Genomic DNA, 13,060 nt, shown 5'->3' on the forward strand with positions numbered 1-13,060 from the left:
CTCCAGAGCATCCAGTCGGATTTCCACCGAGGAGACCTCGCTACCCCACAGCCCTGAGTAGAACTCCGCCTTCTCAGGGCCAAGGGTCTATGAGGCCGACCAAGTACGCGTATCCCGGTGGCGAGGTCCCTCCCCCGGAGGGGGATCCAGAATCGTCTTGTACGGCTCGCCCGTCTCAATCGCCCGCGCCATGGCGTCGTATACCTCCAGAATCAACGCCTTCGTACGGGCAAATCGCTCAGGATCGTTACGCTGGAACGCCCCAAAGCTGTCCATTATAAAACTGATATCATCTCTCGCGACACCGTAGAGATGAAAATAGGCAGCATCCAATTCCGCCCGCATATTAAACCGCCGCTGCCCATCCCACGAGAAGGGACTACCCAAGTCGCCAATTTCTTCGGCGAGAGGTTTTAGATCCCATGACGTATATCCCAATTCTTTGACGCGATTTACAACCCATTCACCCAATGGTATTTCCATGTCCCAGCACGCGGGACGGCCATAAGCTTCCGGAGAAACGACCGGCAACTGCTTGAGAGTGAAAAAGGAAACCGAAGTGCCAGCCAATTTTTGTCGACACACATAGTCAAATATATAGCTACTGAAATTTGCCTGCAAATAGCAGGGGTTAGTAGGCGAAAAGAAGAGTGGCAGCTTGTGCCCTACGGCCACTAGGGGCAGTGAGGTGCAGATCATTGTCCGCTCATCCGTGCTGCGGGCAATGTCGCGCCAACCAATCAGCCACCCTCTATCCCAACGGCCATGAAGACGCTTGGCGACATCACTTTGATCGATCCAATAGCGAGGCAACACAAGACGTCCTGGATCTTTCTTTTCAGTCGAATCTAGGCGCGGCAGCGTTCCCATATTGGCCTGAGCATCACTTTGACCTTCATAGGTACCCAATCTATGATCAAAGTGATGAATCATTTTTGCTTCATATAGTGGCAGCATGCGCTCATTATTGCGGGTAAAAATGTTTCCCCTAAGTTTCCATCCTTCCATCTCCAACATGTCCCTGGTTTTAAACAACCCTGAACTGCCCGCCATGTTGAAAAGGCCCTGCATAAAAGAGATATTCCACGGGTTGCTACGCGGTCGCTCCTGCCAAAGAACTGGCAGTCGACGATAGATGCCAAGCGTAATCTGAGCATCTCTTCGAGAGCGAAATAGCGGCGCCGTCCCAGTATTTGGATTGAGAATAAGAATATCCTCAGGAGGCATTGTAAAGCGACGGTTATCAATATCCGAGATGCGCCTAGATCCGAACGCGAACTCCGCCTGGCTGATCTGAGAGTTCCGGCCAGCGACACTCAACAAGCAAAACCGAAAGCTGTGATGGACATCCTTACTGAGAAGAAACTCCTCGTTTTCGAACTCCAAGAAGGCCGCAAGCTTGCTCTTCCTTACCAGGTCGCCGAAGAATGGGGCCGTGGTCGCATCCGTTGCGATGCCCGTCGGAAGGACAAGACCGCTACGTCCTCGTGGCCCGATAATAACTCGCGCGGTCTCGGCAAAGACCGCATATGTGTTCAGGCGCCCCTGCCCGGTCAAGGGGTATCGACCAGATCCACGGAGTAGTTGGCTCCAGCCCGCTGTCTGCCGTAGTTCATACTGGTAATCGAGGTACAGCGCCTGGTCACTCGGCTCGTCGCTCGTGCCCAACTCCTGGATGAGATTCTTTCGGGCGTTCGCGTTGGACGCGTTGGCAATGTCATCGCGACGGGCGGTAAAGAACTCTTGTTCCTTCAGTTCGACCTTTTCCCAGGGCGGGTTGCCGAGGACGCAGTCGAAGCCGCCTCTCCAGCCGGTGTCGGGGTTCTCGTCGCGTGCGTCGGGAGCGCCGACACGGAAGATGTCGGGGAACTCCAGGTGCCAGTGGAAGAACTGGTAGCGGCGGGTGAGGTCGTTGAGTTCGGCCTCCAGCTCGGGAGTAAGCACGGCCCTGGGGTAGAGCCTCCCTGTCCCCTCATCGCCGTCCATGATCTTGAGGGTGGCCGAGGTGATGGCGCGGGGAGAGTTCTCGTCCTTGTGGCAGACGAAGGCGGCGCACCAGGCGTCGGCGATGTGCTTGCGGCGGAGCAGGTCTGGGGAAGCCTGGAATTCGTGGAAGCGGCGGGCCTGCTCACGAATGTCCGAGACGGAGCCGATGCGCATCCGGTTGAGGGCGGTGGCCTCTTGCGTGAGAGGCTCGTTGGTCTCCGGGGCCTGCGGCAGATCGAAGAGGGAGTCTTCTACCTCTAGCTGGCCGCCGCGTTCGGCCGCGTTCTCCTTACGGAGCTGGGTGGCGATCTTCTTGTTGTCGTCGCCGATGGGCTTGTACGCCTCGTCCGGGATGCCCTTGAGCAGCAGCTTGGGCGTCGTGCCCAGGAGCGAGTTGCCGACCTTGATGTGGGAGTCCAGGAACGCGAGGGGGCGGCCTGGCTGCAAGGACTCCAGCCAGAGGGAGACCTTGGCCAGTTCGGCGGCCATCGGATTGAGGTCCACGCCGTAGACGCACTTGCCGACGACTTTGTGCATCGCCTCGCGGATGGCGGCCGGCGTCGGCTCCTCGTCGCCGTGCTGCATCGCGGCATATTTTTTGGCGATGCGGCGGGCGGCGGCGACGAGGAAATGGCCGGAGCCACAGGCCGGGTCGCAGACGGTGATGTTCAGGAGGTTCTCGGGGTCTCCTGATCTCGCGTACTCTTCGATGATCGGATCGAGGGTGGTCTTCAGCAGCTCGTCGATGAGCGCCGTGGGCGTGTAGTACGAGCCCGTGGTCTTGCGCTGGTTCCCTGGCAGCTTCTCCAGCCAGAAGCGGGGCTCGGCTCCATCAATTTGGGGCTCGCGTTCCAGGAGGGACTCGTAGACGCTGCCGAGTTCCTCGGCGTCGAGGTGCTGGTAGTCGATGCGATGCTCAACACCTTTGTTGTCCCGGAACGTCGACATCTTGCGGATCGCGGAGAGCAGGCGCTGGTTGGTCAGCTCGCAGACGCGCAGCAGGTCGGGTGCCAGGGCGGCATCGGCGAGCGGGTCGCCCGCGCGGAAGAACAGGCCGCCGAGTGCGGGAAGGGCCAGCTCGGGACGTCCGTCATCCGTGCCGAGGGCGTCCAGGACCAGCACCAGGGTGCGCCACAGGTCTGTGTGGCGGTCTCCCCGGCGGCGGGAGGCGATGCGGCGCAGCCGGTCGACGGAGAAATAGTCCGCGTAGCGGTCCCGGGCGGCCTTGAACGCTTCGCGCTGCTCGGGGGTCGCGTCCGGCGGATCGGGCAGGAGCAGCGCCCCCCGGTCCTCGGCGACGAACAGGAAGATCAGCTGGTAGGCGAGGCGGAGCAGCTCGTGCCGGAAGTCCTCGCGGGTCAGCCGTCCGGCCGCCAGGTCCTCGCGCAGGCCGGGGTTGACCTCCATGAACCCCGTACCAAGCTCATTCAGGGCGTACTCGACCTGCTGACGCAGCCGCTCACGAACCCGGATCCCGGTCTCGATGGTGTGGGCCTGCCAGCGTTCCAGCCAGCAGTCCGCCACCGTGGGCTCGCCGCCGTCGTCGCGAGGCAGAAGCTCGAAGCGGGACGAGTGCAGCAGGGCGAACAGCAGGAGGAAGTCCGGATAGAGGTCCCCCTCGAAGATCGCCTCCAGGTCGAACTCCACGTACGCGGAGCCGACCAGGGCGGTCGAGTCGCGCAGGATGCGCAGCACCCGCCCGTTGGACAGCACGCCCCACAGGTGGGCGTCGCTGGTGTTGAGGAACTCCTGCACCATCGACTGCGGGGCCCGCGCGGCCTGCGCCTTGGCGCCGGGCACGCGGCGGTCGAGATCGGTGTGCCAGCCAAGCAGGTGGACGGTGACATGGTCGCCCCACTGGTGCGAGATCGGATAGCTCGCTTCCCCGGCGGCGATCCCGCCCCTGAGGTAGGTGAGCCGCCCGAAGCCGAGCTCGTCGAACAGGCGCAGCAGCCAGCGTTCGCGGGTCTCGGAGGTGGCCGGGTCGGACTCGGGCAGGGCTTCGAGGCGGTCGCGGAAGGTCCGGTAGGCGCCCTTCAGGTAGTCCCACTTACGGCTGGCCGCCTCGCCGATGCGTTCACCGGCGGCCAGGTGGTAGTCCTCGGAACGGTTTCCGGGAAGCTGCCGGTCCGCGACCCTGATCCGCTCGAGCAGGTCGGCGGAGAGTAGACCGCCTTCAAGGCTGACGGCCATGTACGACGATCCGGTCACCGGGCACCTCCGGCCGGAAGGTAGACGTAGACGCCGAGCACGTCCGCGTGATCGTGCGGAGTGACCTTGAGGCCGCGGCGGATCGCGCCCACCGAGGCGCGTACCCTCCGGTGCGCCTTGGCCAAACTGTCCGCGAGGTCATGGCCTCGGGCGTCCAGGTCGGCCTGCACCGAATCCGGTGGCGCGGGTTCACCCGGGCCCGGCTGCTCGCCCAGGTCAGCGAGCGACCTCTCCACAGCCTGCTGGACGAGCTCGGGCAGGACATTGGCATCCGGTGAGGCGCCCAGCAAGGCGGTGACCTCCTCCTCGGTCAGCCACTCGCGGCCGTTCGCACCCGACCGGTAGGCCACGACCTGGGCGTCCTCGGCGACGAGCGCCCTGGTCTTCCCCCGCCCCGGCAGGGTGAGGTGGAACCGGTAGCGGACCAGCAGCAGAGTCGTCCGGACCGGGACGGCGCGGGTGCGGATGGCGCCGCAGCGGCGGGCGGGCCGTTCCTTGTCCTTGATCTCCGGGTCGAGGGCGGCGTCCACGACGTAGCGGGCCAGGGCGACCACGCGCGGATCCGTCCGGACGAGCGCGTGCTCCCCCGACTTCACCGGCAGGTCGTGCCGAAAGACCAGCTCCGGCGCCTTCGCCTCGTCGTCGGCCGCCCCGATCAGGCCGAGCGAGTGGCGCACCCCGACGGGAAGGCCCTGGGTCTGGACGGTGAAGCCGTCCTCCCGGACCTGCACCGCCCCACCGAGGGCAGCCAACGACTCCCGGGCGAACTTCGACACGTCCGTGTGGCGGCCGAGGGCGGTACGGACTTCGGTGGCCTCCTGCCGCACCTCGTCCAGCTCCTTGGCACCGGAGTGGGCGTACTTGGTGAGCACCTTCGACTCGCGCGCCGCCGCGCTCTCCCAATCGCGGTGCAGTTGGTCGCGGCTCTGGCCGACCTCGAAATCGAAGGCGAGCTGCTCGGGATCCTCCTTGCGCAGCAGCAGCCCTTCGACGAGGGCCTGCACGACGGTGTCGTTGCGTTCGGGCACGGGAACGGCGACACCGGTCTGCTTGGCGATGGTCGCGTGCTTGCGGATCAGCACGTCCAGGACGACCCCGTCGATCCCGTTGTCGAGCCCGTAGAGGGTGATGGCCCGGACCTGCTTGCTGCGCTGCCCGAACCGGTCGACGCGGCCTTCCCGCTGCTCGTGCCGGGTCGGGTTCCAGGCCAGGTCGTAGTGCACGACCGCCTGGAAGTGCTCCTGGAGGTTGACGCCCTCGGCCAGGCAGTCGGTGGCGACCAGGACGTGCCGTCCCTTCTGGTCGGTCAGCTCCTTGATGCGGGCGAGGCGTTCGGCCGGCGGGAGCTTGCCGGTGACCGAGTCGACCTTCGCCTTGCGGCCCAGCGCCTTGCCCAGATGCTCGGCGACGTACTCCGCGGTCGGAATGTAGCGACAGAAGACGATGGGGTCGTAGCCGCTCGCGATGAGGCCCTTGACCTCCACGATCAGCTTGGCGAGCTTGGCGTCCCGCTCCGCCCCCTCCAACTCCTCGGCGACCTTGGCCATGGCCCGCAGCCGGTCGCGGGCGGACTTGGGCAGTTCCTCGTCGTCGGCGCCGGGGATGACGTCCATGCCCTCGTACGCGTCGTCGTCGATCCGGTCCAGGACGCGGGCCGCCCCCAGCGCCTCGGCCTCCGCCTCCGTCTCGGCGGCCGCCGCTGCGGAACGGGTGACGAACGTCTGGGCGGCGGCGCGGGGCGAGGAGGCCACCGAACGCAGCAGCGCCAGGGCCGACCACCAGCGCACCTGGCGGCGCACGGCTCCGGTGTCGTCGACGACGGTGTCCCGGGCGTACGCCAGCGCCCTGCGCATGAGGTCGGCGTAGTCGCTGGTCTGCTCGTACGCCACCTCCCGCAGCTGGCGGTCGTTGGGGAAGCGCGTCTCCTCGTCCAGGTAGCGACGGATGTCGCGGCGGCGGCGCTGCACATAGTGCCGGGCCAGCCGGTCGCGACCCTTCTCGGTCTCCAGGTCGACCGTCTCCAGCTCCGGATCGAGCAGGCCGATCAGATCCCGGAAGGCACCCTCCTTGCCGCTGTGCGGAGTGGCGGTGACCAAGATCAGATGGCGGTCGGGGTCCTTGGCGAGCTCGGCGAGCAGATCGAAACGCAACTGGCGGAGGCTGGCCCCGGTGCCGCCCGCCGGGACGCAGGTGTGCGCCTCGTCCACGATGACCAGCTCGGGGCAGGTCCGCAGGAACTGCGCCCTACGCTGCGGCGACTTGATGAAGTCGGTGGAGACCACCGTGTAGGGGTGTCGGTCGAACAGCGATTCGTCGGCGCGCAGGCCCGCCTGCCGTTGCAGCTTGGCCACCGTGGACGGCAGGACGAGCTCGGCGTCGATGGCGAACTTCTCGCGCAGCTCGTCCTGCCACTGCTCGGCCAGGGCGGGCGAGCACAGGACGGTCATGCGCTCGGCCTCGCCCTGCTCGAGGAGCTCCTTGGCGATGAGGGACGCCTCGATGGTCTTGCCGATACCGACGTCGTCGGCGATGAGCAGCCGCACGACGTCCATCCGCAGCGCGAGCAGCAGCGGCAGCAGCTGGTACTGCCGGGGCTCCACGGCGATGGCGGCGAGGGATCGGAAGGGCCCGGCCGCCGAGGTGAAACCGATCCGCATCGCCGTGCGCAGCAGCTCGGCGGCAACGCTGTCACCGATCTCCCGGTGATCGGCCGTCGGCCGGGGGAAGCTGGCCGGCTCGACCTCGTCGGCGAACAGCCCCGTGGTGAACTCGGTGTCACCGTTCAGGGGACGCGCGACGATGAACCCCCCGGGGCCCCCGGAGCCGTTGGCGGAGCTGCTGGAAGCGTCGGGCACGACCACCCATTCGCGGCCCCGGGCGGCGATCAGCGAACCCGGCGCGTACCCCGTCGCGCCCATCAGCGGTTGCCCCGGCCGGGACCGAACACGCTGGGGTACTTGTTCACGATCTCGCTCCACTCCGTGTCATAGCTGAAACGGATCACCAGCCATCCCAGGTCCAGCAACCGCCCCTCCGCCTGCACATCGCGCTCCCAGACGGCGTCGTGCCCGTGGTGCGGACCGTCGATGAACACCGCCACCGAGCCCGCACCCAGGTGATACACGAAGTCGGGACGGGCCAGAGCGTCATGGACCAGCGTCTGTGCCTCGTCGGGCAGACGATAGTCGCTTTGCTTGAGGAAGGAGAGGAATCGGCGTTCCAGCTCGCTGCCCGAGGCGTCCGACAGGCTTCCAGCGTGCTCCTCGCGGGTGCCGGTCTGGGCACGGCGCCCATGCGTGTAGGAGGCCGCCAGCTCGGTGAGCAGCCCGACGACGGCATGCCGGTCGATGAGCTGGTGGAAACCCTGGTTGCTGTACGACAGCAGGCAGTCGTAGCAGCCCCGCTCACAGCGTTCACGGGCGCCGGGGGCCGAGCCCCTGTCCGAGCCGTCGACCGGATCGATATGGATGATCTGCAGGGCGGTCTTGGCCACCTCGGCGAGGACCTCGGGGTCGTCGTGCAGTCGGCGGAGTGCCCCGGCCCCTCCCTCGGCGCTCTCCACGAAGAGCATCCGGCCGCGGTCGTCGGCGTCCGGCAGGCACTCGCTGCTGAGTTCGGCGTCCTCCAACTGGAAGTAGGCCTCCATGCCCCGTTCGAGGGCGTACTGAAGCGTGACCGCCTCAGCCCTCGAGACCCGGCGACCGAACCTGAAGACGCAGATGTTCTTGTGATCCTCGACGAAGGGCACGACCTTCACCGCGCGCACCGCGTCCTGGAGCGACCCGAGCTCGGCGTCATCGGGGGTGAGGTCGGCGGCGCGCGTCTCGCTCAGCCAGCGGCCCCGGATGGGATCGAGCCAGAAGCCGACGTCGCTGGGGTCCTTGCGGCGGCGGCGCCCCCGGTTGATCACGCGGATGGCGGCGGCGTCCCCGTACACCAGGTCGGCCAGCGGCTCCCCGTCCGCCCCCTCGATCTCGGCGTGCAACCGGCCGGGACGGGAGCCGTGGCTGCTGAACCGGTAGACCGTCTGGAGGTCGAACCCGGCGCGGCGGCGCTCCTCCTCGTCGGAGGAGATCCGCTGGCGGCGCACTGTGTGCACCGTCTGGAGATGCATCATGCCGGGCAGCACCCCGCCGAGTTCGGCATCGCACTCCTCGCAACGGTCGACACCCGCCTGCCGGGAATGCCAGTAGCCGCACGACCCGCAGATGCGCGCCTCGGTCGTGCCCACCTCCCCGGCCTCGGCCCCGGCAGGGACCTGAACGCTGCTGACCTGGTACCGGGCGCCCTCGTGATAGATGAGCGCGCCGGGGCCGAACTCTCCGATGGCGATGAAGCGTGGCCGCTGGATGTAGGCGCCGCGCCGGCGTTCCCCTGGGATATAGGCCGCCAAGGGAAGCCGCGGGAACGAGTAGCCGGGCAGGAACCCTTCGGAGGCGAAGTAGCGGTAGGTGTAGAAGTCGCTGAACTGCTGCTCGGAATCCTCGTTCTTGAGGAGCTTGAGCTGGTTCTCCGCGTCCATGCGGCGCCGCTGGGCCTGCTGCCTCGCCTTGGGATTGGTCGAGTGGTCCAGGACCCGGCGGTTCTGCTCCCGCTGCTCGGCCAGTGCGGCCAGGTAGAGCTCGCGCCACCGCTCGCACGCGGCGTGGAAACGCTCCGCCGCGCCGCGGACGACGTCGTGGACCCACTCCTCGTACCACCACGAAGAGTCCTTGATCGACGGCTGGTCGGCGGACACGGCGGAGAGGTCGTCGAGAACCGCGAGCGCCCGCCGGACGGCCTTCCTGCGGGCGGCCTCGTCCGCGAACTGCTCCTCCAGGTGCGGCAGGACGTCCAGCGTCGGGTCCTCACCGGAGATGTCGAGGACCTGCCCCATCCGGGTCTGCAGTGAGGCGCCGGTCTCCGCCAGCCAGATCGCGTGGACGTGGGAACGCAGGAGGTCCTCGTTGGTCAGATCGAGCCGAGGAGGCTGAACGCTGCCCGCCACCATGAGGTGGGAACGGCGAAAGTAGTACTGGTCGTGCGCACGGCCCGTCGAACAGTAGGTGGTCACCAACGCGGGCTGGCCGCTGCGCCCCGCCCGGCCCGAACGCTGCGCGTAGTTCGCCGGGGTGGGCGGGACGTTGCGCATTCCGACGGCGTTGAGGGTCGCGATGTCGACACCGAGCTCCATCGTGGGCGAGCAGTAGAGCAGAGGGAGCCGTCCCTCACGGAAATCCAGCTCGCGCTGCATCCGGTCCTCGTTGCGGACCTGTGCGGTGTGCTCGCGCGCCTCCAGTCCGGTGAGCTGGACTGCGGTCTCCCGGTAGAGGTCGCGGAAGAACTCGTTCACCCGGATGTCCGCCTCAGGATCGACGACCTTCCGCAGAGGATCGGGCGCGCCGCTCTTCCCGTCGCCGCTCCTCCAGATGAGGGAGGACGCCTTCAGGCGGTAGCCGGGCAGTCCTTCGCGGTTCTCCATCACGATCGACAGGAGCCCGAACTTCTCCAGGACCTTCAGCAGGTCGGTGATGATCTCCTGGGCGTCGGCCACGGTCAGTGCGGTCCGGAGACCGGCGAACTCCTGCGGCTTGCGGAGGAAGCGTCCGATGGCGCTGCGTCCTGTGAAGTGGACGCTGTCACGGCTCCCACCCGCGCCGGACGGGCACGCGTAGACGGTGCGGGCCGGGATCCTCGGCTCACCGTGCGGAAGCGCCCACGGACCGAGGAGCAGCTGATCGGACAGTTGCTGGACGCGCTCGAATCCCTCCTGCGTGAGGAACTCGATGTCCACCGCCAACGCACGCCGCATCTCGTCCAGCAGGATGTTCGCCAGCGCCTCGCGATGGGCGGGCTCGTCGTCGCGGAGCACCTGGTGGGTGCCCTCCCAGCACTCCTCGTCCGCGGCGATCTCCGCGAGGTCGACATAGTCGAAGCGGATGAGGCCGGTCTGCTCGAGGTTGGGCATCGTGACCCGCCAGCCCCGTTCGAGATCGGCGTAGAGACGGTAGGAGAGCACCTGCCGCAGGGCCCGCTTGACGTTCTCCTTCTGGCTGAACTTCACGCCCGGGTTCTGGGCGAACGCCTCCATCTCCAGCCCGAGCGCGTTCTCGACGGCCTGCGCGACCGTTTCGTGTGTCAGCCCCTGCTCCCCCGCGGCGAGCGCGGCCTGGTACAGCGCTCCACGAACCTGCGTGACCTGGACGAAGTCGTTGAAGAAACCCGCCTGGAGGCTGGCGTCCTGCCGGTTGTCGACGAAGGTGAGCAGCTTCTTGGCCTCGTCACTGAGCCGCTCCTGCGTCCGCAGACTGCGCACGATGCTGGAACTGATCACCGAGACGGCCGAACTGCGCCCCTCCGCGGCGTAGGAGGCCAGTTTGGCGAAGTCCTTGCCGCGCGTCTGGGTGTAGGAGACCCGGCAGCGCAAGCAGAAACGGAACGGGGTGGAGAAATAGGCGGCCCGCAGTCCGTCACCGGGTGGGCATTCACCGCCGTCCATTCCCAGCCACACCTCTTGCGGCAAATGGTCGCGCAACCGCGGCAGAACGTAGGGCTCACCGTCATCCCCGGTGTCGTACCAGGAATCGGGAAGCCTGCCGGCGCCGATCGGGTCCTGGACGGGCCACGGGTGATCGGAGGACAAATAGAGATAGCCGTTCGCCGTATCCCCTCCGGCAGCGTCCTGCTCCTGCCGTGGTGAGTAGAACACACCGTCGGAGCGCTTCTCGCGCGCGACAACGAGATATTCCTGGCCGCACTCTCTACAGAACGCGAGCGGCAACAAGATCTTGTCACGGTGGCCGGGCACGCTGATCTGGTACTGGCTGGTGATATGCCGCTCGTTCTCGGTCTCCAGGCTGACATAGACCGTGTCGCCTTTGGACAGGAACTGATGCAGGCGGAAGGCGAAGAGAGGCCAGCCCGTCTCCGGGTGCCGGGCACGTGCGCCCTCCTGCAGCGTCGCCTCGATCGCTTTCAGGCAGCGTTCGACCGGCTCTTCGGTGGACTTCGCCAACTCCTCCGCCGCATCCGGCAGGGTACGAGGACGCTGCCGGATCAGTCGGCGGCTCTCCTGCTCGTAGGCGAGACCGAAGGTCGTCTCAATCCAGCCCGCAAGGGGGTCATCCGCAAGCTCGGCATGGCCTCTGGTACCGCCCGCCAGCGCCGTCTCCATGCCGGCGCGCAGTTCGGCCCTGGCCGACTCCGACCGGCTCGTCGCCCGGCGCAGCGTCTCCCCGATGACCCGTTCACGCTTCACGGACGTACCGAACAGCCGGCTCGCCACACTCGCGACCTTGACCTGAGCCTCGCCGAACGTCGCACTGGTGGCCATCGTGGCCGACGTCCCGACGCACTGCAGGTTCGGCGTCTCGCACGCGTCGCGAAGCCTGCGCACGAGCATCGCCACATCGGAGCCCTGCCTGCCCCGGTAGGTGTGCAGCTCGTCCAGAACCAGGAAGCGGAGGCCCTGGGCGGCGCCGATGAGCTGCTGGCGCTCGGCCGGCCTGGTGAGCAGGTACTCCAGCATCACGTAGTTGGTCAGCAGGATGTCGGGCTTGCGGCGCAGGATCCTGTCGCGCTCCTCCTCGTCCTCCTGGCCGGTGTACCGGGCGAACGACACGGGGCGGTCGGTGGTCGCCAGTCCCCAGTTGAGGTACTTCTCCAGCTCGTGCTTCTGGCTGTTGGCGAGCGCGTTCATGGGGTAGACGACGATCGCCTTGATCCGGCCCGGCTCGGGGTCACGCAGCACGGAATCAACGATCGGGACGATGTAGGTGAGGCTCTTGCCCGACCCTGTGCCGGTGGTGAGCACGTAGCTCTCCCCGCTCCGAGCCGCGTCGATGGCCTCGCGCTGATGCCGATGCAGCGTGAGCGTCCGGGAGCCGGGGTCGTCCGGGCCGTCCTTGGCACGGAAGAACCGATCGCAGAAAGGATGCAGTACTTCCTGCCGTACCAGGTCGGTGACGGTGCCGCCGGGCTCGAAGTTCGGGTTGAGCGACAGCCACGGGTCAGGCCAGCGGACCTTCTCCGCCTTCTCCTGGCGCAGATGCGCGGCGATCTCCGGGTCACGGACCTGGACGAGAGACGAGGTGAACGCGGAGTAGTCGTCGATCAACCGTTCGTGCACCCCGAAGACGTCCATCCCCGGTCTCCTCCCCTGTACCGCTGCGGCCCGTCACGCCATCGTGCCACCCGGACCACACCCCGTGTCAGGAGGTCCTATCACGAATCCCTGACCCACTCGGTCATGGCCGTGGATCACTGGCCCACCGTGGTCATCCGACCCGCCGCGGTAAACCGGGTGCCTCCCTGCGACGTCGCCGTCGGCATTGCGTCAGATATGGGCTCTGACCTGGCGTAGGGGATGCCCGATCACGCTTGCGAGGACGGCCAGTTCCCCTGCGTCGAACCAGCTGCGCTCGGGGTTCCAAATGGCGATCTCGAAGCGCGCGAAACCACACGGCCACTCGTATCCCAGCAACTCCAGCGACGTCTCACCACCGCAGCAGGGAACCTCCACGGCAAGCGTCGCGAAGCCGCTTTCGCAATGGGCTTCGAGGAGGTCGGCCCACCATCCGAGATCGATCGACGCACCGCACAGCGAGCAAACGATCTTCTCCAGATTCTCGCCGGCATCGACGACGGTGACGGCGTCGTGCCAGATGACGTCGATCTCGACGTCCGTTCCGTCCGGCAAACCTGGAGCCATCTGGGTCACCAGCGCTACCGCCCGGTCCGCCGCGGGCCGATCCGGTTGCCAGTGCGGGTCGGTCGGGATCACCGAAAGTACGTCATCGCTCAACGGAGGCTCGCTTCATCGACTGGAGGACACTCGGCCCTGAGGCCGCCGAAGAGAGCGTAGGGGTCACCGCCATCGAACATG

The 13,060-nt window shown here is 66.7% G+C and carries 4 protein-coding genes; all 4 read right to left on the minus strand.

What is annotated here, in order from left to right; genetic code table 11:
• Window positions 1–87 precede the first annotated feature (87 nt).
• The 4 genes from ACFPZN_RS20325 to ACFPZN_RS20340 all read right to left on the minus strand — a co-directional run bounded on the left by ACFPZN_RS20325 (window position 88) and on the right by ACFPZN_RS20340 (window position 12,979).
• The gene (locus tag ACFPZN_RS20325; RefSeq protein ID WP_378283613.1) at window positions 88–4,197 is read right to left on the minus strand and encodes an Eco57I restriction-modification methylase domain-containing protein; all 4,110 of its coding nucleotides are present in this window, start codon (window positions 4,195–4,197) and stop codon (window positions 88–90) included.
• Window positions 4,194–7,115 (minus strand): helicase-related protein, encoded by a 2,922-nt coding sequence (locus ACFPZN_RS20330; RefSeq protein ID WP_378283614.1) that lies wholly within the window; start codon window positions 7,113–7,115, stop codon window positions 4,194–4,196. Before ACFPZN_RS20330 ends, ACFPZN_RS20325 begins: the two co-directional genes overlap by 4 nt.
• On the minus strand, window positions 7,115–12,319 hold the full coding sequence (locus ACFPZN_RS20335) for a DEAD/DEAH box helicase (protein WP_378283615.1): 5,205 nt from the start codon (window positions 12,317–12,319) through the stop codon (window positions 7,115–7,117). The genes ACFPZN_RS20330 and ACFPZN_RS20335 overlap by 1 nt, the downstream gene beginning before the upstream one ends.
• A 192-nt stretch (window positions 12,320–12,511) precedes the next feature.
• The gene (locus ACFPZN_RS20340; RefSeq protein WP_378283617.1) at window positions 12,512–12,979 is read right to left on the minus strand and encodes a hypothetical protein; all 468 of its coding nucleotides are present in this window, start codon (window positions 12,977–12,979) and stop codon (window positions 12,512–12,514) included.
• Window positions 12,980–13,060: the final 81 nt, after the last annotated feature.

This window comes from Actinomadura rugatobispora (assembly GCF_042656285.1).
GTDB classification, from domain to species: domain Bacteria; phylum Actinomycetota; class Actinomycetes; order Streptosporangiales; family Streptosporangiaceae; genus Spirillospora; species Spirillospora rugatobispora.